This window comes from Burkholderia sp. BE17 (assembly GCF_009362305.1).
Classification (GTDB): domain Bacteria; phylum Pseudomonadota; class Gammaproteobacteria; order Burkholderiales; family Burkholderiaceae; genus Burkholderia; species Burkholderia pyrrocinia_C.
Genome location: NZ_WHNU01000001.1, coordinates 282,588 through 305,284, shown reverse-complemented (window position 1 = coordinate 305,284; position 22,697 = coordinate 282,588). Strand labels below are relative to the sequence as shown.

Genomic DNA, 22,697 nt, shown 5'->3' with positions numbered 1-22,697 from the left:
TCGCCCGGCAGGCGCCCCGGCCGGGTGCCGCGCGGCCAGGCGTCCGAAATACCGCCCGGTGAAGGCCTTTTCGGCTAAAATAGGCTGTTTTTTCACCGACTTACACAAGGCGTGCTCCGCAGTCGTCGAGCGCGCCTTTTTCGCTTGATCGGCACTGAATGGATCATATTCGCAATTTCTCGATCATCGCGCACATCGACCATGGCAAGTCGACGCTCGCGGATCGCATCATCCAGGTCTGCGGCGGTCTCGCCGACCGTGAAATGGAAGCGCAGGTGCTCGACTCGATGGATATCGAGCGCGAGCGCGGCATCACGATCAAGGCGCAGACGGCTGCACTGTCCTATCGCGCGCGCGACGGCAAGGTCTACAACCTGAACCTGATCGACACGCCGGGGCACGTCGACTTCTCGTACGAGGTCAGCCGTTCGCTGTCCGCGTGCGAAGGCGCGCTGCTGGTCGTCGACGCGAGCCAGGGCGTCGAGGCGCAGACGGTCGCGAACTGCTACACGGCGATCGAGCTCGGCGTCGAGGTCGTGCCGGTGCTGAACAAGATCGACCTGCCGGCCGCGAACCCCGAGAACGCGATCGAGGAGATCGAGGACGTAATCGGCATCGACGCGACCGACGCGACGCGCTGCAGCGCGAAGACGGGCCTCGGCGTCGAGGACGTGCTCGAAGCGCTGATCGCGAAGGTGCCGCCGCCGAAGGGCGATCCGGACGCGCCGCTGCAGGCGCTCATCATCGATTCGTGGTTCGACAACTACGTCGGCGTCGTGATGCTGGTTCGCATCGTCAACGGCACGCTGCGCCCGAAGGACAAGATCAAGATGATGGCGACCGGTGCGCAGTATCCGGTCGAGCACATCGGCGTGTTCACGCCGAAGTCGCGCAATCTCGATTCGCTGTCGGCGGGGCAGGTGGGCTTCATCATCGCCGGCATCAAGGAACTGACGGCCGCGAAGGTCGGCGATACCGTCACGCACGTGGCCAAGCCGGCGGCGCAAGCGCTGCCGGGCTTCAAGGAAGTGAAGCCGCAGGTGTTCGCCGGCCTCTATCCGGTGGAAGCGAACCAGTACGACGCGCTGCGCGAATCGCTCGAGAAGCTGAAGCTCAACGACGCGTCGCTGCAGTACGAGCCGGAAGTGTCGCAGGCGCTCGGCTTCGGGTTCCGGTGCGGCTTCCTGGGTCTCCTGCATATGGAGATCGTGCAGGAGCGGCTGGAGCGCGAATTCGACATGGACCTCATCACCACGGCGCCGACCGTGGTCTACGAGGTCCTGATGAGCGACGGCTCGATCGTGATGGTCGAGAATCCCGCGAAGATGCCGGAGCCGCCGAAGATCGAGGAGATCCGCGAGCCGATCGTCACGGTGAATCTCTACATGCCGCAGGACTACGTCGGCTCGGTGATCACGCTGTGCACGCAGAAGCGCGGCTCGCAGATCAACATGCAGTATCACGGCCGCCAGGTGCAGCTGACCTACGAAATCCCGATGGCCGAGATCGTGCTTGATTTCTTCGACCGCCTGAAGTCGGTGTCGCGCGGCTACGCGTCGATGGACTACGAGTTCAAGGAATACCGGTCGGCGGACGTCGTGAAGGTCGACATGCTGATCAACGGCGACAAGGTCGATGCGCTGTCGGTGATCGTCCACCGGTCGCAATCGCAGTATCGCGGCCGAGAAGTGGCGGCGAAGATGCGCGAGATCATTCCGCGCCAGATGTACGACGTGGCGATCCAGGCCACGATCGGTGCGCACATCATCGCCCGCGAGAACATCAAGGCGCTGCGCAAGAACGTGCTGGCGAAGTGTTATGGCGGTGACATCACGCGCAAGAAGAAGCTGCTCGAAAAGCAGAAAGCAGGTAAGAAACGCATGAAGCAGGTGGGTTCGGTCGAGATCCCGCAGGAAGCGTTCCTTGCGATCTTGCGCGTCGAAGACAAATAACAGGACTGTTCCTTTTATGAATTTTGCGCTGATTCTTTTTGTGCTCGTCGTCGTGACGGGTGTAGCGTGGGTGCTGGACAAACTGGTGTTCATGCCGCGGCGACGCTTGGCGGCCGACTCGGCGATCGAGGAGTTCGATCGCCAGCAGTCGCGCATCGACAAGCGTTTCGCGGACGAAAACGCCGTGCAGACGCGTTCGAAGCTGCGCGACGAGAAGCTGCGCCAGCCGTGGTGGCTCGAGTACACCGCGAGCTTCTTCCCGGTGATCCTGGCGGTGTTCGTCGTGCGTTCGTTCATCGTCGAGCCGTTCAAGATTCCGTCGGGTTCGATGGTGCCGACGCTGCTCGTCGGCGACTTCATCCTCGTCAACAAGTTCGAGTACGGGCTGCGCCTGCCGGTAACGAACACGAAGATCACGCAGGGCAGCCCGCTGTCGCGCGGCGACGTCGTCGTGTTCCGTTATCCGAAGGACGAGTCGGTCGACTACATCAAGCGCGTGATCGGCTTGCCGGGCGACACGGTCGCGTACCAGGACAAGCAACTCACGATCAACGGCCAGCCGGTGCCCGAAACGCCGCTGCCCGATTTCTTCGACGACGAGCGCCAGAATTACGCGAAGCAGTTCGAGGAGACGATCGGCAACAAGAAGAACGCGATCCTCAACAACCCCGCGGTGCCGCCGTTCGTGATGGGCGCATACGACTATCCGTATCGCGACAACTGCACGTACAACAGCCGCGGCGTGATCTGCAAGGTGCCGCCCGGTCACTACTTCATGATGGGCGACAACCGCGACAACAGTGCGGACAGCCGCTACTGGGGTTTCGTGCCGGACCGGAACATCGTCGGCCGCGCGTTCTTCATCTGGATGAACTTCAGCGACCTGAAGCGCATCGGTTCCTTCAACTGATCGCATTCGACGCACACGCAATACGCGACGCACGGGCCGCATCGCGTATTGCCGAACTACTTTAAGAACCGGCGGTAACACCGCCTCGTCACGCCTTTTCGTGTCCGGCTGTGCCGTTTCGGCCCGACCGGCGCCCGCGTTATACTCCTGCACATGCCCCTATCCCAGTTGGAAAGCCGGCTGCGCTACGAATTTCGCAATGCGGAATTGTTGCGCCAGGCTTTGACCCATCGCAGTCACAGTGCCACGCACAACGAACGGCTCGAGTTTCTCGGCGACTCCGTTCTGAATTGCGCGGTGGCCGCCCTTTTGTTCCAGCGTTTCAGCAAGCTGGACGAAGGTGACCTGTCGCGCGTACGCGCCAACCTCGTCAAACAGCAGTCGCTGTACGAAATTGCTCAGGCCCTGAATATCTCGGACGGGCTACGGCTGGGCGAGGGCGAGTTGCGCAGCGGCGGTTTCCGCCGCCCGTCGATCCTCGCGGACGCGTTCGAAGCCATCATCGGGGCCGTGTTCCTCGATGGCGGCTTCGAAGCCGCCCAAGGGGTCATCAAGCGCCTCTACATCCCGATTCTCGACCACATCGATCCGCGCACGCTCGGCAAGGACGCGAAGACGCTGCTGCAGGAATACCTGCAGGGGCACAAGATCGCGCTGCCGACCTACACGGTCGTCGCGACGCATGGTGCGGCGCACAATCAGCAATTCGAGGTCGAATGCACGGTGCCGAAGCTTGACGTGAAGGTGTCGGGCTCCGGTGCGAGCCGGCGCGCGGCCGAGCAGGCAGCGGCGAAGAAGGCGCTCGACGAGGTCATGGCGGCCGCACCGATGCTGGCCGCGAAGCCGAAGCGCTCGAAAAACGCGCGCGGGTCGAAGCATGTCGAACCCGAAATCGTGCCGGGCGTGAAGGGCGTGCAGGAAGCGCTCGACCTGCGCTCGCCGGAGCGGAAGGAACGTGCGGCGGCGCGTGAGGCCAAGGCGGCCGGTGGGGTGCCCGCGGCAACCGCTGCGACCGGTGCCGGTGCGGAGCCCGCCGCGGCGCCGATGGCCGCGATTCGCGCGGCACACGTCGAGGCGGCTGCCGACAAGGGCGAACGGGCGGCCAAGCCGGCGACCGACAAGGTTGCCGAAAAGCCGGTCGAGCGCACCGACAAAGTTGCGGAAAGGCCCGCGGAGAGCACGCCGCGCGCAGCCGACAAGCCGGCCGGCCACGCAGCCGATCCGGCATCGTCGTCCGCCGACAAGCCGTCCGCCGACAAGCCGTCCGCCGACAAGCCGTCCGCCGACAAGCCGTCCGCCGACAAGCCGTCCGCCGGCTCCGACCCCGCTTCGCGTGCAGCCGTGCGCGCTCGCGATGCCGCGGCGCCCGATGCCGATACGCCGCCGGGCGGTGCGAGCCTCGCAGCCACGCAGGCGCGCGTGGCCGATGCCGACCACTGAATTGCCCATCGATCGTGCCGCGCGTCGCGCGGCCGTTTCCGAACCTGTCTCCCAAACGATATGAACACTCCCGCTCCTACCGGTTTCCGTTGCGGCATGATCGCGATCGTGGGCCGCCCGAACGTCGGCAAGTCGACGTTGATGAACGCACTCGTCGGCCAGAAGATCAGCATCACGTCGCGCAAGGCGCAGACGACCCGCCATCGCATCACCGGCATCAACACGTTCGACGACGCGCAGTTCGTGTTCGTCGACACGCCGGGTTTCCAGACCCGTCACAGCACCGCGCTGAATCGTTCGCTGAACCGCGCGGTCACGTCGACGCTGACGTCGGTCGACGTGATCCTGTTCGTGATCGAAGCGGGCCGCTTCGGGCCCGACGACCAGAAGGTGCTCGACCTGATTCCGCCCGGCATGCCGACGCTGCTGATCGCGAACAAGATCGACCGCGTGACCGACAAGGCGACGCTGTTCCCGTTCATGCAGCAGATGAGCGCGCTGCGCGACTTCACCGAACTCGTGCCGCTGTCGGCGCAGCGGCCGGAAGACATCAAGCGCCTGCTGGAGACGGTCAAGCCGTACCTGCCGGAAGGCGAGCCGATCTACGGCGAGGATGAACTCACCGATCGCAGCTCGCGCTTCCTCGCGGCCGAGATCCTGCGCGAGAAGGTGTTCCGCTGGACCGGCGACGAACTGCCGTACACGAGCACCGTCATCATCGAAAAGTTCGAGGAGGAGGGGCGCCTGAAGCGCATCTTCGCGACGATCCTCGTCGAACGCGATTCGCACAAGGCGATGGTGATCGGCAAGAAGGGCGAGAAGCTCAAGCAGATCAGCACCGAGGCGCGGATGGACATGGAGAAGTTGTTCGACGGCCCCGTGTACCTCGAGACCTTCGTGAAGGTGAAGAGCGGCTGGGCCGACAACGAGGCGGGGCTGCGCGCCTATGGGTACGAATGACGCGCTGACGTCGACTGAAGACGCGGTGACGGCCGGCGCGAACGACGCGCCGCTGCCGGCCCCGCCCGAACCGCCGCGCAAGGCGCGGCGCGCGACGTCTCGCACGTCCGATTTCCGCGTCGCCGAGCAGCCGGCGTTCGTGCTGCACAGCTATCCGTACCGGGAAACGAGCCTGATCGTCGACGTGCTGACGCGCGATCATGGCCGGCTCGCGCTCGTCGCGAAGGGCGCGAAGCGCCCGCACTCCGCGCTGCGCGGCGTGCTGCAGACATTCCAGCCGCTGCTGCTGTCCTGGTCGGGCAAATCCGAGGTCCGCACGCTGACGGGCGCCGAGTGGGTCGGCGGGATGCTGCCGCTCGGCGGCGACGGGCTGCTGTGCGGCTTCTACGTGAACGAACTGCTCGTGAAATTCTGCGCGCGCGAGGATCCGCAGCCGCCGCTGTTCAATCATTACGTGCTGACGCTCACGCGCCTCGCGCACGGCGAGCCCGCGGTGCAGGTGCTGCGCTCGTTCGAGCGCGTGCTGCTGCGCGAGACCGGCTATGCGATGGCGCTGAACCGCACGGTCGCGCGTCGCGCGGTCGAGCCCGACCGCCGGTACGTGTTCGATCCCGAGCGCGGCGTGCGCAATGCGGACGACGATGTGCCGTCGCACTGGCCGGTCATCACCGGACAGACGTTGCTCGACATGGAGCAGGACGATTACCATCGAGCCCAGACGGTTGCGCAAAGCAAGACGCTGATGCGCTTCCTGCTGAACACCTATCTCGGCGGTACGCCGCTCGCCACGCGCCAGATCCTGATCGACCTGCAAAACCTATGAGTTTCTTCCTGACAACGCCCACCGCCATCGACCTCGGCGTGAACATCGACCACGTCGCGACGCTGCGCAATGCGCGCGGCACGGCCTATCCGGATCCGATCCGCGCGGCGCTTGCCGCCGAAGAGGCCGGCGCGGACGCGATCACGCTGCACCTGCGCGAGGATCGCCGCCACATCGTCGACGCGGACGTGCGCAAGCTGCGCCCGCTGCTGAAGACGCGCATGAACCTCGAGTGCGCGGTGACCGCCGAGATGCTCGATATCGCGTGCGAAGTACGTCCGCACGACGCGTGCCTCGTGCCCGAGAAGCGCGAGGAACTGACGACCGAAGGCGGCCTCGATGTCGCCGGCCACTTCGAGGCCGTGCGCGCGGCGTGCAAGCAGCTTGCCGACGTGGGCGTGCGCGTGTCGCTGTTCATCGATCCGGACGAAACGCAGATCCGCGCCGCGCACGAAGCGGGCGCGCCGGTGATCGAGCTGCATACGGGCCGCTACGCCGAGGCGCACGACGAAGCCGCGCAGCAGCGCGAATACGAGCGCATCGTCGCGGGCGTGCAGGCCGGCGCGAAGCTCGGCCTGAAGGTCAACGCGGGTCACGGCCTGCATTACACGAACGTGCAGCAGATCGCCGCGATCGACGGCATCGTCGAACTGAACATCGGCCACGCGATCGTCGCGCACGCGATCTTCGCGGGCTGGGACAACGCGGTGCGCGAGATGAAGGCGATCATGGTCGCCGCGCGCGTTGCCGCATTGCATGGCGGCGCGCGCTGAAGATGAAATGCCATCGCGCCGCGTGCGCCGTTCGCCACCCGGCCCCGCTGGGGCGCTCCGGCGCGTACTGACATGGCGATCTACGGTATCGGTACCGACATCGCCCAGGTGAGCCGCGTCGCGGCCGTGCTCGAACGCACCGGCGGCCGGTTTGCCGAGAAGGTGCTGGGCCCCGACGAACTGCGCGTGTTCCATGCGCGCCGCGCACGCTCGGAGGCGCGCGGCATCGCGTTTCTCGCGACGCGTTTTTCCGCGAAGGAAGCGTTCTCGAAGGCGATCGGGCTCGGCATGCACTGGCCGATGACGTGGCGTGCATTGCAGACCCTCAACCACCCGAGCGGCGAGCCGTACGTGGTCGCGTCGGGTGAGCTGGCCGACTGGCTTGCGGCGCGCGGCATCACGGCGCGCGTGACGGTCAGCGACGAACGCGACTATGCGGTGTCGTTCGTGATCGCCGAGATGGACGCCGCGCCTGCACCTGTTTCCCGAACCCCCTCCTGACGGAATTCCCGATTCGATGAAAACGACTCCCGGCCCGGTCATGCTCGACGTCGTCGGCACGACCCTGTCGCGCGACGATGCGCGGCGCCTCGCGCATCCGAACACCGGCGGCGTGATCCTGTTCGCGCGGCACTTTCAGAATCGCGCGCAACTGACCGCGCTGACCGACTCGATCCGCGCGGTGCGCGAAGACATCCTGATTGCGGTCGACCACGAAGGCGGGCGCGTGCAGCGGTTCCGCACCGACGGCTTCACGGTGCTGCCCGCGATGCGCCGCCTCGGCGAGCTGTGGGATCGCGACGTGCTGCTCGCGACGAAGGTCGCGACCGCCGTCGGCTACATCCTGGCTGCCGAGCTGCGCGCGTGCGGGATCGACATGAGCTTCACGCCCGTGCTCGATCTCGACTACGGGCACTCGAAAGTGATCGGCGATCGCGCGTTTCATCGCGACCCGCGCGTCGTCACGCTGCTCGCGAAGAGCCTGAACCACGGGCTGTCGCTTGCCGGCATGGCGAACTGCGGCAAGCATTTTCCGGGGCACGGCTTCGCGGAGGCCGATTCGCACGTCGCGCTGCCGACCGACGAACGCGCGCTCGACGCGATCCTCAAGCAGGACGTAGCGCCGTACGACTGGCTCGGCTTGTCGCTGTCCGCGGTGATTCCCGCGCACGTGATCTACACGCAGGTCGACAAGCGGCCGGCCGGTTTCTCGCGCGTGTGGCTGCAGGACATCCTGCGCGGCCGGCTCGGCTTCACGGGCGCGATCTTCAGCGACGACCTGTCGATGGAGGCTGCCCGCGAAGGCGGCACGCTCACGCAGGCGGCCGAAGCGGCGCTCGCCGCCGGGTGCGACATGGTGCTCGTCTGCAACCAGCCGGACGCGGCCGAGGTCGTGCTGAACGAGCTGAAGGAGCAGGCATCGGTGGAGTCGGTGCGACGCCTCAAGCGGATGCGCGCGCGCGGCAAGGCGCTCAAGTGGGACAAGCTGATCGTGCAGCCCGAGTATCTGCAGGCGCAGGCGCTGTTGAGCAGCGCACTGGCGTAAGCGGGGGAGGGCGCGCGCAGTACCGCGCCATTCCGGGCGCTGGAACAAAAAGCCGCGCAATAGCGCGGCTTTTTGCATGAGGTGCGGCACGCATGAACCGGACTGCGGCGGAAATCAGGCATGCCGCCGCGGCAACCTTATGACGCAACTAACGGTCAAATCCTGCCAGCGCCTGCATACATCGCCGGCCGCTCAGTTCACCTTCATCCGCTGCAGCTTGTTGTACAGCGTCTTCGGGCTGATGCCGAGCAGCGTCGCCGCGCGGTGGCGCGTGCCGCCGACCGCGTCGAGCGTCGCGCGGATCAGCAGATCCTCGACGTCGGCCAGCGGCGTGCCGACCTTGATCTGCACGCTGCTGCCGTTCAGCGCGGCGCCGGCGGAGAAGCTGGTCTCGCCTGCACGCAGCGTCTCGATGAAATCGCCCGATGCGTCGTACGCGAAGCGCACGCGCTCCTGCAACTCGCGCACGTTGCCGGGCCATTCGTAGGAAACGCATTCGCGCACGAAGCCCGGTGCCGCGCGCTTGTCGGTCGTGCTGCGGCCGGTCGCGCGCGCTTCGCGGTTCAGTTCGTCGATCAGCGCGTCCGCGATCGCGAGCGCGTCGCCGTCGCGCTCGCGCAGCGGCGGCATCGTGATCGATGCCGCGTCGAGGCGCAGCCACAGATCCTCGCGCAGCGTGCCGTTCGCGACCGCTTCGCGCGCCGGGCGGCGCGTGGTCGCGATCAGCCGGAAATCGCTCGTGATCGCACTCGTGCCGCCGATCCGCATGAAGTTCTGCGAATCGAGCGCTTGCAGCAGTGCTTCCTGCAGCACGAGCGGCAGCGCGGTGATCTCGTCGAGGAACAGCGTGCCGCCGCCCGCCTGTTCGAACAGGCCCGATTCGCGGCGCTCGGCGCCGTCGAACGCGCCGCGCTCATGGCCGAACAGCACGCTGTCGAGCGATGCGCCGTGCCGGCCTGCCTGCGTGATCGTCCGGCAGTCGAACGACACGAACGGCCCTTTGCGGCGCCGGCTCAGTTCGTGCAGCGTGCGCGCGGCCAGCTTCTTGCCGGTGCCGGCTTCGCCCGCGAACAGCACGGCCGTTTCGGTGCGTGCGTTGTGCTCGATCATGTCGTACACGTGCTGCATCGCGTCGCTGCGGCCGACCAGTGCGCCGAAGCGGCCGAGATGGCGCAGCGATGCGCGCAGCGCCTGCACTTCGTCGATCAGTTCGTACGGGCGGGGAATTCGCGCGAGCAGGCTGCGCAGGCGCGGAATGTTGATCGGCTTCAGCAGGTAGTCCCAAATACCGTGACGCAGGCCCTCGATTGCGCTTTCGACCGTCGCGTTGCCCGTCAGCACGATGACGGGCAGCGAGCCGTTCGGCTGCTGCTGCGGCAGGTGCTGGAGCAGGTCGAACCCGCTGCCGTCCGGCAGGTTCAGGTCGACGAGGACGACATCGGGAATCGAGCGGCCGAGCGCCGTGCGCGCTTCGGCGAGCGACGTGGCCGTGTCGACCGAGAAGCCGTCTGCGGCGAGCAGCGCGGTGAGGCCGGAGAGACTGTTGGGATCGTCTTCGACAATCAGGGCGTGTGGCATGGTGGACGCGAGTCGAGTCAAGAGAGGCGGGCTGTCGGCCATCGGAGCCGCAGCCGCATGTCAGATTAAAAACTGATTTTATGCCCCGCTGAACGTGTAACGCGCATTATTTCTCCGGCGCTATAAAACAGTTACCGATGATACAAATTGAATATCTTTACCGGTGGATTTTGTGCTTGATATGGCACTGGTTTGCGGCCGCTGTTGGCGACAGGCAAACAAAAAGCGCCCCGAAGGGCGCTTTGTTCGATGCGGGAATCGCTGACGATTACGCGCGGCTACGGTATTCGTTCGTACGCGTATCGATTTCGATCTTGTCGCCGGTGTTGCAGAAGAGCGGCACTTGCAGTTCGAAGCCCGTTGCGAGCTTGGCGTTCTTCAGCACCTTGCCCGACGACGTGTCACCCTTGACGGCCGGTTCCGTGTAGGTGATCTCGCGAACGAGGACCGTCGGCAGGTCGACCGAGATCGCCTTCTCGTTGTAGAACACGACTTCGCACGCCATGCCGTCTTCGAGGTAGTTCAGCGCTTCGCCCATCATTTCGGCTTCGACTTCGTACTGGTTGTAGTCGGCGTCCATGAACACGTACATCGGATCGGCGAAGTACGAATACGTCACTTCCTTGCGGTCGAGCACGACGACGTCGAACTTGTCGTCTGCCTTGTAGACCGATTCCTGGCCTGCGTTGGTCAGCAGGTTCTTCATCTTCATCTTGACGACGGCGGAATTACGGCCCGACTTGTTGTATTCCGCCTTGGCGATGACCCAAGCATCGCTGCCGATCTGCACAACGTTGCCTACGCGGAGTTCCTGTGCGGTCTTCATAAAAACTGTCCTGATCAAATCAAATAAATAGGTGCCTGAGCGTTGCGCAACGGCTGACGGCGCAAGCGGCGCGTTCCGGTGGACGCCAAAAGCGAGCGCTTGCCTGGTCAGCCGTCGGATAACCGCTTATTTTAACTGAGATTTTGCGTATTCGGCCAGCTTTCCGGCGAGATCTCCGATGGCCGCGAGCGCATCGGCCCAGCGGGCCGCGTTGGCGTCGAGTGCGGCACGGTGTTGCAGGAAATCTGCCCAGTCGGGCGTGCCGACGCCGTTCCACGCATGCCAGAAGCGCTCGAGCGCCGCGCGAGGCGCGTCGGCGAGGCCGGCCGACAGGTGCGCGAGCGCGGCGTCGAGCTTCGGCAGGTGCGCATCGTCGGCCTGCGGGTAGATGTGCCACACGAACGGCTTGCGTGCCCACTGCGCACGGACGAACGAATCCTCGCCGCGCACGAAATTGATGTCGGCGACCCACAGTAGCGGGTCGTAGTCGGTCTGCGGAACGAACGCGAGCCCGTGAGCGACCAGGTTGCCGCCGCTCGCATGCGCGCCCGCGCCGAACGACTCGACCCCGAAAAAGCGAGCCACGGCAGGCGACACGCGGCCGGCCGGCACGAGCGCGACGACCGGCGACGGGCCGTCGCGCCACTGCGCGAGCAGCGCGTCGACGGCCGGGTTCTCGTACGCGAACAGGCTGACGACAGTCGTGCCGGGCGCCGGCGGCGCGCCGCCGGTCGCGCGCTGCCACCACGCGGCGCGCGCGGCCGCGTCGGTTTCGAACGCGGTGCGGCGCGCATCGAGGTCGTGTTCCTTCAGGACGCCGCCCGTGCCGGCCGACAGGCCCGGGAAGAAGAACGTCTTCAGCAGCGGGTAGCGCGGATGCGGCGACGGCCGCAGATGGAAATCGGCGACCCAGTCCTCGGCGCTCAAGTATTCGAGGTTGATCCACACCGGGCGACGCGCGCGGCGCGCCATCGCGGCGAGATACGCGCCGGGCAGCTCGCACGCGAACGCCTCGATCACGACATCGGCGATCTCGAGCGCGTCGCCGGCTTCCGCGTGCCAGTGCTCGATCACGATGCCGTCGACCGTCTGCCGTCCCGCGTCGGGATCGACCTCCGGCAGCAGGTGTGCGAACGTGCGCAGGTCGTCGACGAACAGGCGAACCTGCCAGCCGTGCTCGTGTGCGAGCTGGCGCGCGACGCGCCAGCACACGCCGATGTCGCCGAAATTGTCGATCACCGTGCAGAAGAGGTCGCAGGCGATCGGTTCGCCCGGCGCGAGCGGCGCGGTAGATTGGGGGACAGCGGTGGTGCGTGGCATCGAAGCGGGCCGGTGAATGCTCTAAACTGGCGATTCTAATAGACCCGTTCCGCGTTACAAGGCGCCCGGATCACGCATGACATCCCCAGAAGCCTCCGATACTCCGTTCGAACCGAAGAAGATCCTTGCGCAGCTGCCGCACATGCCGGGCGTCTATCGTTATTACGACACGGCGGGCGCCGTCCTCTATGTCGGCAAGGCGCGCGACCTGAAGAAGCGCGTGTCGAGCTATTTCACGAAGACGCAGCTGTCGCCGCGCATCGCGATGATGGTCACGCGCATCGCGCGCATCGAGACGACAGTCACGCGCTCGGAAGCCGAGGCGCTTCTGCTCGAGAACAACCTGATCAAGGCGCTCGCGCCGCGCTACAACATCCTGTTTCGCGACGACAAGTCGTATCCGTACCTGAAGCTCACCGCGCACCGTTTTCCGCGGATGGCCTACTACCGCGGCTCGGTCGACAAGCAGAACCAGTATTTCGGGCCGTTCCCGAGCGCGTGGGCCGTGCGCGAGAGCATCCAGATCCTACAGCGCGTGTTCCAGTTGCGGACCTGCGAGGATTCGGTCTTCAACAACCGCACGCGGCCTTGCCTCCTGCACCAGATCGGGCGCTGCACGGCGCCGTGCGTCGGCGCGATCTCCGACGAGGATTACGCGGTTGACGTGTCGAACGCCGCGCGCTTCCTGCTCGGCCGGCAGTCCGAAGTGATGAAGGAGCTCGAGCAGAAGATGCACGCGTTCGCGGCCGAGCTGAAATTCGAGCAGGCGGCGGCCGTGCGCAACCAGATGAGCTCGCTCGCGACGGTGCTGCACCAGCAGGCGATCGAGGTCGGCAGCGACAGCGACGTCGACATCCTGGCGGTCGTCGCGCAGGGCGGGCGCGTGTGCGTGAACCTCGCGATGGTGCGCGGCGGCCGGCATCTCGGCGACAAGGCGTATTTCCCGACGCACGTCGAAAGTGCGCTGACGCTCGCCGAAGGCGGTCTCGGCGACGAGGCCGAGGTGGCGGAAATTGCCGACGCGACCGACGCGACTGACGGTGTGCTGTCCGACCGGCCGGCGGAAGAGGGGGGCGGCGCGCGCGGCGACGTGGTGGCGTCGGTCGAGGCCGAGGTGCTCGACGCATTCATCTCGCAGCACTATCTCGGCAACCGCGTGCCGCCGGTGCTCGTCGTGAGTCATGCGCCCGCGAGCCGCGACCTGCTCGAACTGCTGTCCGAGCAGGCCGGCCACAAGGTGTCGCTGATACGGCAGCCGCAGGGGCAGCGGCGCGCGTGGCTGTCGATGGCCGAGCAGAACGCGCAGATCGCGCTCGCGCGGCTGCTGTCCGAGCAGGGCTCGCAGCAGGCGCGTACGCGCGCGCTCGCGGAGACGCTCAGCTACGAATGCGACGATCTCGCGATGCTGCGGATCGAATGCTTCGACATCAGCCATACGATGGGCGAGGCGACGCAGGCGTCGTGCGTCGTTTATCACCATCACAAGATGCAGTCGGGCGAGTACCGTCGCTACAACATCGCCGGCATCACGCCGGGCGACGATTACGCGGCGATGCGGCAGGTGCTGACGCGCCGCTACGAGAAGATGGTCGAACAGGCCGCACAGGCGGCCGCCGCCGACGATGCGGCGGGCATCGACGGCGAATCGACGCGCCAGGCCGAGGCGTCGAGCCTGCTGCCGAACCTCGTGCTGATCGACGGCGGCAAGGGTCAGGTCGAAATCGCGCGCCAGGTGTTCACCGAGCTCGGGCTCGACACGTCGATGCTGGTCGGCGTCGCGAAAGGCGAGGGGCGCAAGGTCGGCCTCGAGACACTCGTGTTCGCGGACGGCCGCACGCCGCTCGAACTCGGCAAGGAGAGCGCCGCGCTGATGCTCGTCGCGCAGATTCGCGACGAGGCGCACCGCTTCGCGATCACCGGCATGCGCGCGAAGCGGGCGAAGGCGCGCCAGACGTCGCGCCTCGAGGAACTCGAAGGCGTCGGCGCGAAACGCCGGCAGCGGCTGCTCGCGCGTTTCGGCGGGTTGCGCGGTGTCGTTGCCGCGAGCGTCGAGGAGCTCGCGAGCGTCGAGGGCATCTCGCACGCGCTCGCCGAGCAGATCTACAAGCAGCTTCACTGACGTGCCCGTGCGGCCGGCTGCCTTGCCCGCGTTTTCGCGTTCTTGTGGCAGGCCGGTCGACACGGCACAATTGCGAATCCTTTACTGTCCTGGATGCCATGCCGTTCAATTTCCCGATTTTCCTGACGTGGGTGCGGATCGTGCTGATTCCGCTCGTCGTCGGCGTGTTCTATCTGCCGGACACGGTGATGGGCGGCGCGCACCGCAATCTCGCGGCGGCGGCGATCTTCATCCTCGCCGCGCTGACCGACTGGTTCGACGGGTTTCTCGCACGCAAGTGGAACCAGACGTCGTCGTTCGGCGCGTTTCTCGATCCGGTGGCGGACAAGCTGATGGTGACGGCCGCGCTGCTGATCCTCGTGCAGATTTCGCGTGTCGACGCGGCAATCGCGCTCGTGATCGTCGGCCGCGAGATCGCGATCTCGGCGCTGCGCGAGTGGATGGCGCAGATCGGCGCGTCGAAGAGCGTCGCGGTGAACCAGCTCGGCAAGTTCAAGACCGCGTGCCAGATGGTCGCGATCCCGATGCTGCTGTTCTACGGGCCGCTGCCGCTCGGCGTCGCGACGATCGACACGCGCGTGTGGGGCGAGTGGCTGATGTATCTCGCGGCGGTGCTGACGATCTGGTCGATGCTGTACTACATGAAGCTCGCGTGGCCGCAGATTCGCGAACGCGGCGGCGCGTGACCTGCGCCACGTACTCGTCGGCGCAGGTTTTTGGAAAAAGGGCAGGAAAAGCCCTTGACACACGAATGTACCTTCGACATAATCTCGCTTCTCCGCTGCACGGCGAAGTAAGTGCGGCAGGGAAGCAGTAGCGCAGCAATACGCGGGAGTAGCTCAGTTGGTAGAGCGCAACCTTGCCAAGGTTGAGGTCGCGAGTTCGAGACTCGTCTCCCGCTCCAGATTTTTTCTGGCAGCGTGTTGGTCGGCAAAGCGCTGCAGATGCAGGACAAATGCGGGAGTAGCTCAGTTGGTAGAGCGCAACCTTGCCAAGGTTGAGGTCGCGAGTTCGAGACTCGTCTCCCGCTCCAGGATTTTTCAGGCAGCGCGTTGTTCGGCAAAGCGCTGCAGATGCAGGACAATGCGGGAGTAGCTCAGTTGGTAGAGCGCAACCTTGCCAAGGTTGAGGTCGCGAGTTCGAGACTCGTCTCCCGCTCCAAGTAATGGGGAAGCCACGCTTCCCTTTTTATTTGATGGACTTACGGTCCTCGAATAAAAAATCTGCCGCTTGGCCTTCACGGCATCCGGACAGTCCGCTTTTGGCGCGATAGCAAAGCGGTTATGCAGCGGCCTGCAAAGCCGTTTAGGCCGGTTCGACTCCGGCTCGCGCCTCCAGGTAGGAAGAGAAAAAGCCCCGCTTCGGCGGGGCTTTTCTTTTTCTGCATGGCTTCGCGGCCGTTGCGCATGCAACGGCGTGCAGACGATCAACCATCCACCGGCTGCGCCGGCGTGTCGAGCTTCAACTGATAGAACGCCGCATCGAGCCAGCGGCCGAACTTGAATCCCGCTTCCGTGATCGTGCCCGAGTGCACGAAGCCCAGTTTCGTATGCAGTGCGATGCTTCCGGCATTGGTCGCATCGATGCAGCCGACCAGCACGTGCACCTGCGCTTCGCGCGCACGCCGGACCACTTCGCGCAGCAGCAGCTCGCCGAGCCCGCGGCCGCGCTGGTCGCGGTGCACGTAGACGCTGTGTTCCACCGTGTACTTGTACGCGGGGAACGCGCGGAACGTGCCCCAGCTCGCGAAGCCGAGCAGCGTGCCCGACGCGTCCACCGCGCCGACGACGGGAAAACCACCCGCGCGCTTCGTGGCAAACCACGTGACCATCGCTTCCGGCGGCCGCGGCCGGTAGTCGTACAGCGCGGTCGAGTTGGCGATCGCGTCGTTCAGGATCTCGAGGATGGCCGCTGCGTGTTCGGCCTCGCTGCAATCGATCAGGCGCACGTCGTCGCGCTGTTTCGGGGAATTCATAACGGCTCCGGTAGATATTGAACGGGTCGCGCACACGGCGCGTGCATCGCATGACGGGGCGGCGCGCGCATCACGCGCTCCGCGTGCCGGCCGCGGACGCGTCGCAGATCACGACGACATAACGCGCGGCATGCGACGACGGATTGCTGAAGATCAGCGGCTGATCGAGTCGCATGGCCAGGCAGTCGCCTTCGTGAAGTTCGTGCAGTTCGCCGCCGAACGTGACGTCGACGCGGCCGCTGATGATCCACACCTGCTGATGCAGCGCGCTTTCGCGTCCGCCGCTGTCGTACGCGACGCGCGCGCCGGGCGGGAAATCGACCTCGACGAGCTGGATCGGCGACGGCCAGCCGGGCGGGGACAGGTTGCGCCGCACATAGCCGGACGCCGGATCGCGCCATTCGGCCTGCTGCGCGCGCCGTGCCAGCGGCTGCGCGGGCGTGTCGTCCCGGTCGCCGTCGAACAGCCCGGCCAGCGACACGCCGAGACCTGCCGCGAGCTTGTCGAGCACGACGGCCGTCGGGCTGGCCGACGCGCGTTCGATGAGCGAGATCATCGAACGGCTGACGCCGGAGCGCGCGGCCAGCGCATCGAGCGTGTAGCCTCGAGTAGTACGCAGGTCGCGCACGCGTCGTGCGATGCGCTCGTTGATGCCGGTGTCGTCGGGAGGGATGGCTACTGATTCTTGCATGGTGGATTTATTTTCCAGCAAGCTGGAATTCGATGTCAACGACATTCACGGTGGCCGGGCGATGGCTCGACGGGATCCGCGCGGCTTGCCCGACGGTCGCGCGCAGCGTAATATACGAATCGACTACGTTTCGTTTAATTGGGGATATATGGGTATCATCAAGATTTCCGAGCACATGCACGAACGGCTGCGCTCGACCAGCACGGCGCTGAGCCGTTCGATCAACGCGCAGGCCGAACACTGGCTGCGCGTCGGCATGCTGGCGGAACTCAATCCGGCGCTGTCCTATGGCGACATTTGCCGGATGCTGATCGAGGCCGAAGCACGGGGCGGTGATGTGGCGCCGGCGGAGCCGGTCGCGCACGGCATCGAGCAGGTGGCGTAATGGCGAAGCGCGAAATCCCGATCCGCGGCAATGCGGAAATCGCCAAGTCGCGCGAGGCCGCGAAGCTCGCGTCGCAGGTGCTGACGATGATCGCCGAGCATGTGAAGCCGGGCGTCTCCACCGACGAGCTGGACGCGCGCTGCCGCGAATACATCGTCGACGTGCTTGGCGCGATACCGGCGAACATCGGCTACCACGGCTATCCGAAGACCCTGTGCGCGTCGGTCAACCATGTGGTCTGTCATGGCATTCCGTCGTCACGGCCGATGCGCGACGGCGACATCGTGAACCTCGACATCGCGGTGATCAAGGACGGCTGGTACGGCGATACGAGCCGCATGTATTTCGTCGGCGAACCGGGCGAGCTCGCGCGGCGCCTCGTCGCGGCGACCTATGAGGCGATGCATGCGGGTATCCGCGCGGTGCGTCCGGGCGCGACGCTGGGCGATGTCGGTTATGCGATCCAGCAGGTCGCGCATCGCGAAGGGTTCAGCGTGGTTCGCGAGTACTGCGGGCACGGTATCGGCGACGTCTATCACGACGAGCCGCAGGTGCTTCACTACGGCCGTCCGGGCACCGGTGTGCCGCTGCGGCCGGGGATGATCTTCACGATCGAGCCGATGCTCAACGCGGGCAAGCGCGACACGCGCGTGCTGCCGGACGGCTGGACGGTCGTCACGAAGGACCATTCGCTGTCCGCGCAATGGGAGCACATGGTCGTGGTGACGGAAACGGGCTTCGAGGTGCTGACCGACGATGCGAAGCCGCAGGCATTTGCGGCGCTTTCCGGCACGCACGCGGCCTGACGCGAGCAAGGCGCCGCGCACGGCGGTGCGGTGCAATTGATCGGGCCCCGTCGCGGGCCCGTTTCGTTCGAGGTCGCGCGGCGCGATTCACGCGCGATCGCGGCGACCGGCCGCGGGATGCTTAACCGCGCGCCTTCTGCCATGCGTGTTCGACGAACACGCGGCACAGCGCTTCCATCCCTTTGCGGTCCTCGTCGTCGAAGCGCGCGGCGACCGGGCTGTCGACGTCCCACACGCCGATCAGCGTGCCGTCGCCGGCCACCAGCGGCACGACGATTTCCGATTCCGATGCCGCATCGCACGCGATATGGCCGGGGAAGTCATGCACGTCGCGCACGACCTGCGTCTCGCGCGTCTGCGCGGCCGTGCCGCACACGCCCTTGCCGAGCGCGATTCGCACGCACGCGGGCTTGCCCTGAAACGGCCCGACCACGAGTTCGGCCCCGTCGAAGAAGTAGAAGCCGGCCCAGTTGAGGCGGTCGAGCGAGTGGTAGACGAGCGCGGAGAAATTCGCCGCGTTCGCGGTCAGGTCGCGTTCGGACTCGACGAGCGCGCGCGCCTGCTCGACGAGCGTCGCGTATTGATCGGCCTTGGAGGCGGCGGGGTCGTTGGACAGCGTGAACATGGCGGGAAAGCGATAGGGGTTGTGAAAGTGCGCGATGCGCGTACCGCAGTCTACGGCACGCGTGCGCGGTCTGCAGCGCGTGGTTGCGTGTGATGCGTGCGCTCAGTCCGGTTCGAGTTCGGCGAACCGCTCCGCCAGAAAATCGAGCAGCGTCCGCACCGCCGGCAGCAGCCCGCGCCGCGACGCGAATACCGCATGCACGATCTCGCGGCGCGGCGCCCAGTCCGGCAGCACGGTCGCCAGTTCGCCGCGCGCGACCTCGTCGCGCACCATCATCGTCGGCAACTGCACGACACCGACGCCCGCGACGGCCGCCGCGCGCAGCGCGAGCATGCCGCCTGTTACGAAGCGCGGCTGGTGATGGATCTCGGCCTGAGCGCCGTCGGGCCCACGCAGCCGCCACACGTGCGCGGACTGCGGCACGCCGTGGTCGAGGCTCGGCAGGCGTGCGAGATCGGCGGGGACAGCCGGCACACCATGTTCGCGCAGCAGCGCGGGGCTCGCGACGAGGCACTGGCCGCGCTCGGCCAGCACGCGCAGCGCGAGATCGCTGTCCTCGAGCGGCGGCGGGCGCACGCGGATCGCGACGTCGATCCCTTCGCCGACCACGTCGACGCGCCGGTTGGTCGCTTCCAGATGAATCTCGACGCGCGGGCACTCGGCCATGAACGCGGCGATCATCGCGCCGACCAGCGAATCGAGCAGCACGATCGGGCAACTGACGCGCACGATGCCGCGCGGCTCCTCGTGCAGCAGCGCGATCGCCTCGTCGGCGGCATCGGCCTCGACGAGCATCGCGCGGCAATGCGCGTAATAGGTCTGACCGACGTCGGTGACCGTGAAGCGGCGCGTCGAGCGCTGGATCAGCCGCATCCCGAGCCGCGCCTCGAGCAGCGCGACGCGGCGGCTCAGCTTCGATTTAGGCATGTCCAGCGCGCGCCCGGCAGGCGCGAAGCCGCCATGCTCGACGACCTGCACGAAGTAGTAGAGATCGTTCAGATCCCGCTCTTTATCGTTCATGAAATGGAACGCTGAGTGCGATTTTGGCAGTCTACCGGATCGATCGTTCCACCTCTATATTCATGCTCGGGATGCGAAACACGTGTTTCGCCGCAATTTGGAGAGGGCAATGAAGAAGATCCAGGGTGTGTACAGTGCGCCGCGCGGCCATTGGGTCGGCGACGGTTTCCCGGTGCGTTCGATGTTCAGCTACCAGTCTCACGGCGCGCACCTGAGCCCGTTCCTGCTGCTCGATTACGCGGGTCCTGCGACGTTCGAGCCGGCTTCGGCGCCGCGCGGTGTCGGCGAGCATCCGCATCGCGGGTTCGAAACGGTGACGATCGTCTATGACGGCGAGGTCGCGCACCGCGACTCGACCGGCGCGGGCGGCGTGATCGGCCCGGGCGATGTGCAGTGGATGACGGCCGCGAGCGGGATTCTGCACGAGGAATTCCACTCGGAGGCGTTCACGAAGCGTGGCGGCCCGCTCGAGATGGTGCAGCTGTGGGTGAACCTGCCCGCCGCGGACAAGATGGGCGCACCCGGCTACCAGACGCTGCTGAACGCGGACATCCCCGTGGTCGAATTGCCGGACGGCGCGGGGCGTGCGCGGATCATCGCGGGCGAACTCGACGGGCGGCGCGGCCCGGCCCGCACGCACACGCCGATCGACGTGTGGGACGTGCGGCTCGTGGCAGGCGGCCATGCGCGGTTCCCGGTCGCCGAAGGGCGCACGCTCGCGGTGGTCGTGCTGAGCGGCACGGTACAGGTGAACGGCGAGACGGTCGCCCGCGAAGCGCAGTTCGTGCAGTTGGGTCGCGACGGCCGCGACGTCGAGATCGAAGCGAACGGCGACGCGAAGCTGCTGATCCTGAGCGGCGAGCCGATCGACGAGCCCGTCGTGGGTTACGGGCCGTTCGTGATGAACTCGCAAGCGGAGATCCGTACCGCGATCGAGGATTTCAACAGCGGCCGCTTCGGCAAGATGCCGGCGTGACGGACAGGCCCCGCGCAATGCGGGGCTTTTTTTGCGCGCGGGCGGACGGTCGCGCGTCGCGTGTGCTTCGAGGCATAATCGACGGTTGCCGCGCGCCGGCCGGCGCGCCCGAATCAGGACCGCTCATGAACGCATCCGCACCCGCCGCACCCCCGAGCACCGCCGATCTCGACTGGCGCTGGAAATCCTTCGACGCGCTGACGGCGCGCGAAATCTATTCGATTCTCGAAGCGCGCAGCGCGGTGTTCGTGGTCGAGCAGAACTGCGTGTATCGCGACATCGACGACGCGGACCAGGCCGCATGGCACCTGGCCGCGTACGATCCGGCCGGCCGCCTGGCCGGCTATCTGCGCGTACTGCTGCCCGATGCGCAGAACACCGACGTGCGCATCGGCCGCGTGCTGACGACCGCCGCGTTTCGCGGCGCAGGGCTCGGCAACGGGCTGCTGTCGCGCGCGCTCGAGCATATCCGCGCGCAGTGGCCGGATACGCCCGTGAGCCTGCATGCGCAGGCCCACTTGCAGCGTTTTTACGGGGCATTCGGCTTCACGCCGAGTTCGGATGTGCACGACGAGGACGGCATCCCGCACGTGTGGATGAGCAGCGCACGCGCGTGACGCGCCATGCGCCACGCGGCAGTCAGCGCGCGGCGTGCGCCACCGGCGGCTGGTCCGCGCGCTGCACGGCCCGTTCGCCGATCAGGCGCCCGCGCGCGGACAGCCGCAGCCAGTGCCGCAGCGCGATCAGCGCGCCGATCACGCTCATCATCGAGCCGGGAATCCACAGCAGCAGGCCGCCGATCTGCTGGTCGCGCAGCGGGCTCAGCCACGTGAACGCGCGGCCGCAGATCGAGTAGATCGGGTACAGCTCGTGCGGCGTGAAGAAGATCAGCGCGCCGAGCGCGATCTGCGGCGGGATCGCCGCGACGACGATCAGGATCCGGCGGCCGGGCGACAACCGCGCGGGCGGCGCGGGGCGCGGATCGACGACGAGCCACCAGAACAGCAGCCCGTCGATCACCATGCTCCAGTTCATCACGCGATAGAGACGCCAGTCGAGCATCGCGATGAAGTGGATCGGCGACAGCAGCCAGAAATAGATCAGCCCGACGAACAGCACGACCGCGACGACGGGATGGAACACCACGTCGAGCGTCGCGCGCACGGGCGCCCACGCGAGCGCGGGGCGCACGAAGCGCTGCCGCCAGCGAAACGGGATGCCCGCGCGAATCGCCGCGCCCGGATAGGACAGCGCGATGAAGAACGGCCCGAGGTGGTGCAGCACGAGGTGCTGCGCGCGGTGCAGGAAGAATTCGTGCTCGAAGAAATAGTCGAGCCGCGTATGCAGCGCGATGTAGAGCGCCGTCAGCCCGAACCAGAACGAGAACTGCCGCAGCGGCGACACCTTCGCCTTCTTCGCGCCGCGCGCGAACAGCACGGCGGCCGTCAGCACCGCGATGACGACGGTCGGCGACGGTTCCCACGGATCGAGCCAGTACAGGAGGTTCATCGCGCGCGCATCACTTCGCCTGGGCCGGCGACTTCACCGCGAACGGCGCATCGACCGTTTCGCCGTCGGAGAATTTCAGGCGCAGGTGCACGGTATCGCCTGGCTTGATCGCATGCTTCGGCTCCTCGAGCATGAAGTGATAGCCGCCAGGCGCGATGTCGACCTTGCCGCGCGCGGGGATCGTCAGCTTGTCGACCATTTCCATCTTCTGCGTCGAGCCGTTCGAGACGGTCTGGTGCAGCATCGCCATCCCATAGTCGGGGCTGTCGACGTCGACGAGATCGACCGGCTTGTCGCCCATGTTTACGAGCGTCACGTAGCCGCCGGCCGGCAGCTTGTTCGGCAGCCAGCGCACCCACGCGTTCTGCGCGGTGATCGTGCCGGCGGCATACGCGTGGGCGCCGGCGCACAGCGCGGCGAGGAGGGCGAACGTCTTGAGGGTCGTCTTCGTCTTCATGTCGGA

Annotated in this window: 23 protein-coding genes and 4 tRNA genes; 18 read left to right on the top strand and 9 right to left on the bottom strand. The window is 66.4% G+C overall.

Annotated features, from left to right (window positions below; all coding sequences use genetic code 11):
* Window positions 1–158 precede the first annotated feature (158 nt).
* The 8 genes from lepA (at window position 159) to nagZ (ending at window position 8,404) form a co-directional block, all read left to right on the top strand.
* The gene (gene lepA / locus GD429_RS01400) at window positions 159–1,952 is read left to right on the top strand and encodes a translation elongation factor 4 (protein WP_152855349.1); all 1,794 of its coding nucleotides are present in this window, start codon (window positions 159–161) and stop codon (window positions 1,950–1,952) included.
* Between the two features lie 16 nt (window positions 1,953–1,968).
* A complete protein-coding gene (gene lepB / locus GD429_RS01395) occupies window positions 1,969–2,862 on the top strand; it encodes a signal peptidase I (RefSeq protein WP_152855348.1) in 894 nt (297 codons plus the stop codon).
* A gap of 153 nt (window positions 2,863–3,015) precedes the next feature.
* Window positions 3,016–4,302 carry a ribonuclease III gene (gene rnc / locus GD429_RS01390; protein WP_152855347.1) on the top strand — a complete coding sequence of 429 codons (1,287 nt, stop codon included), beginning with the start codon at window positions 3,016–3,018 and terminating at the stop codon, window positions 4,300–4,302.
* Window positions 4,303–4,362: 60 nt separating this feature from the next.
* A complete protein-coding gene (gene era, locus GD429_RS01385; RefSeq protein WP_152855346.1) occupies window positions 4,363–5,262 on the top strand; it encodes a GTPase Era in 900 nt (299 codons plus the stop codon).
* Window positions 5,249–6,085, top strand: a complete 837-nt coding sequence (recO, locus tag GD429_RS01380) for a DNA repair protein RecO (RefSeq protein WP_152855345.1) — start codon at window positions 5,249–5,251, stop codon at window positions 6,083–6,085. Before era ends, recO begins: the two co-directional genes overlap by 14 nt.
* Window positions 6,082–6,858, top strand: a complete 777-nt coding sequence (gene pdxJ / locus GD429_RS01375) for a pyridoxine 5'-phosphate synthase (protein WP_072435991.1) — start codon at window positions 6,082–6,084, stop codon at window positions 6,856–6,858. The genes recO and pdxJ overlap by 4 nt, the downstream gene beginning before the upstream one ends.
* Window positions 6,859–6,930: 72 nt before the next feature.
* Window positions 6,931–7,359 (top strand): holo-ACP synthase, encoded by a 429-nt coding sequence (gene acpS, locus GD429_RS01370; protein ID WP_152855344.1) that lies wholly within the window; start codon window positions 6,931–6,933, stop codon window positions 7,357–7,359.
* Window positions 7,360–7,375: 16 nt separating this feature from the next.
* The gene (nagZ, locus tag GD429_RS01365) at window positions 7,376–8,404 is read left to right on the top strand and encodes a beta-N-acetylhexosaminidase (protein ID WP_152855343.1); all 1,029 of its coding nucleotides are present in this window, start codon (window positions 7,376–7,378) and stop codon (window positions 8,402–8,404) included.
* Between the two features lie 192 nt (window positions 8,405–8,596).
* On the opposite strand, the gene GD429_RS01360 is transcribed toward nagZ, so the two are convergent.
* The 3 genes from GD429_RS01360 to earP all read right to left on the bottom strand — a co-directional run bounded on the left by GD429_RS01360 (window position 8,597) and on the right by earP (window position 12,128).
* Window positions 8,597–9,982, bottom strand: coding sequence for a sigma-54-dependent transcriptional regulator (locus GD429_RS01360; protein WP_152855342.1), 1,386 nt, complete (start codon window positions 9,980–9,982; stop codon window positions 8,597–8,599).
* 268 nt (window positions 9,983–10,250) lie between these two features.
* On the bottom strand, window positions 10,251–10,808 hold the full coding sequence (gene efp, locus GD429_RS01355) for an elongation factor P (protein WP_047900193.1): 558 nt from the start codon (window positions 10,806–10,808) through the stop codon (window positions 10,251–10,253).
* A 126-nt stretch (window positions 10,809–10,934) separates the two neighbouring features.
* The gene (earP, locus tag GD429_RS01350) at window positions 10,935–12,128 is read right to left on the bottom strand and encodes an elongation factor P maturation arginine rhamnosyltransferase EarP (RefSeq protein WP_152855341.1); all 1,194 of its coding nucleotides are present in this window, start codon (window positions 12,126–12,128) and stop codon (window positions 10,935–10,937) included.
* Window positions 12,129–12,204: 76 nt separating this feature from the next.
* Between earP and uvrC the strand changes: the two genes are divergently transcribed.
* From uvrC to GD429_RS01315, 6 genes are all read left to right on the top strand, one after another.
* Entirely contained in the window at window positions 12,205–14,247 is a 2,043-nt protein-coding gene (gene uvrC, locus GD429_RS01345; RefSeq protein ID WP_152855340.1) for an excinuclease ABC subunit UvrC, read from the top strand.
* A 98-nt stretch (window positions 14,248–14,345) separates the two neighbouring features.
* Window positions 14,346–14,933 (top strand): CDP-diacylglycerol--glycerol-3-phosphate 3-phosphatidyltransferase, encoded by a 588-nt coding sequence (gene pgsA, locus GD429_RS01340; protein ID WP_034183114.1) that lies wholly within the window; start codon window positions 14,346–14,348, stop codon window positions 14,931–14,933.
* Window positions 14,934–15,075: 142 nt separating this feature from the next.
* A tRNA-Gly gene (locus tag GD429_RS01330) sits at window positions 15,076–15,151 on the top strand.
* 53 nt (window positions 15,152–15,204) lie between these two features.
* Window positions 15,205–15,280, top strand: a tRNA-Gly gene (locus GD429_RS01325).
* 52 nt (window positions 15,281–15,332) lie between these two features.
* Window positions 15,333–15,408: transfer RNA gene (locus tag GD429_RS01320), tRNA-Gly, on the top strand.
* 102 nt (window positions 15,409–15,510) lie between these two features.
* Window positions 15,511–15,584, top strand: a tRNA-Cys gene (locus GD429_RS01315).
* A gap of 89 nt (window positions 15,585–15,673) precedes the next feature.
* Here GD429_RS01315 and GD429_RS01310 read toward each other — a convergent pair.
* Both GD429_RS01310 and GD429_RS01305 read right to left on the bottom strand, forming a co-directional pair.
* Window positions 15,674–16,222 (bottom strand): GNAT family N-acetyltransferase, encoded by a 549-nt coding sequence (locus GD429_RS01310; protein WP_152855339.1) that lies wholly within the window; start codon window positions 16,220–16,222, stop codon window positions 15,674–15,676.
* Between the two features lie 70 nt (window positions 16,223–16,292).
* Window positions 16,293–16,913 carry a helix-turn-helix domain-containing protein gene (locus tag GD429_RS01305; protein WP_152855338.1) on the bottom strand — a complete coding sequence of 207 codons (621 nt, stop codon included), beginning with the start codon at window positions 16,911–16,913 and terminating at the stop codon, window positions 16,293–16,295.
* 148 nt (window positions 16,914–17,061) lie between these two features.
* Here GD429_RS01305 and GD429_RS01300 point away from each other — a divergent pair, with 148 nt between their 5' ends.
* Window positions 17,062–17,298: a ParD-like family protein gene (locus tag GD429_RS01300; RefSeq protein WP_034183118.1), complete on the top strand. Its 237-nt coding sequence runs from the start codon at window positions 17,062–17,064 to the stop codon at window positions 17,296–17,298.
* Window positions 17,298–18,104 carry a type I methionyl aminopeptidase gene (gene map, locus GD429_RS01295; protein WP_152855337.1) on the top strand — a complete coding sequence of 269 codons (807 nt, stop codon included), beginning with the start codon at window positions 17,298–17,300 and terminating at the stop codon, window positions 18,102–18,104. The genes GD429_RS01300 and map overlap by 1 nt, the downstream gene beginning before the upstream one ends.
* Window positions 18,105–18,225: 121 nt before the next feature.
* Here map and GD429_RS01290 read toward each other — a convergent pair whose 3' ends face one another.
* On the bottom strand, window positions 18,226–18,729 hold the full coding sequence (locus tag GD429_RS01290) for a GAF domain-containing protein (RefSeq protein WP_152855336.1): 504 nt from the start codon (window positions 18,727–18,729) through the stop codon (window positions 18,226–18,228).
* A gap of 102 nt (window positions 18,730–18,831) precedes the next feature.
* On the bottom strand, window positions 18,832–19,749 hold the full coding sequence (locus GD429_RS01285) for a LysR family transcriptional regulator (RefSeq protein WP_152855335.1): 918 nt from the start codon (window positions 19,747–19,749) through the stop codon (window positions 18,832–18,834).
* Between the two features lie 109 nt (window positions 19,750–19,858).
* Here GD429_RS01285 and GD429_RS01280 point away from each other — a divergent pair, with 109 nt between their 5' ends.
* On the top strand, window positions 19,859–20,725 hold the full coding sequence (locus tag GD429_RS01280) for a pirin family protein (RefSeq protein ID WP_152855334.1): 867 nt from the start codon (window positions 19,859–19,861) through the stop codon (window positions 20,723–20,725).
* A 125-nt stretch (window positions 20,726–20,850) separates the two neighbouring features.
* Window positions 20,851–21,342 (top strand): GNAT family N-acetyltransferase, encoded by a 492-nt coding sequence (locus GD429_RS01275; RefSeq protein ID WP_152855333.1) that lies wholly within the window; start codon window positions 20,851–20,853, stop codon window positions 21,340–21,342.
* Window positions 21,343–21,364: 22 nt separating this feature from the next.
* On the opposite strand, the gene GD429_RS01270 is transcribed toward GD429_RS01275, so the two are convergent.
* Both GD429_RS01270 and GD429_RS01265 read right to left on the bottom strand, forming a co-directional pair.
* Window positions 21,365–22,234, bottom strand: a complete 870-nt coding sequence (locus tag GD429_RS01270; protein ID WP_152855332.1) for a cytochrome c oxidase assembly protein — start codon at window positions 22,232–22,234, stop codon at window positions 21,365–21,367.
* Window positions 22,235–22,244: 10 nt separating this feature from the next.
* The gene (locus GD429_RS01265; RefSeq protein ID WP_152855331.1) at window positions 22,245–22,691 is read right to left on the bottom strand and encodes a copper chaperone PCu(A)C; all 447 of its coding nucleotides are present in this window, start codon (window positions 22,689–22,691) and stop codon (window positions 22,245–22,247) included.
* Window positions 22,692–22,697: the final 6 nt, after the last annotated feature.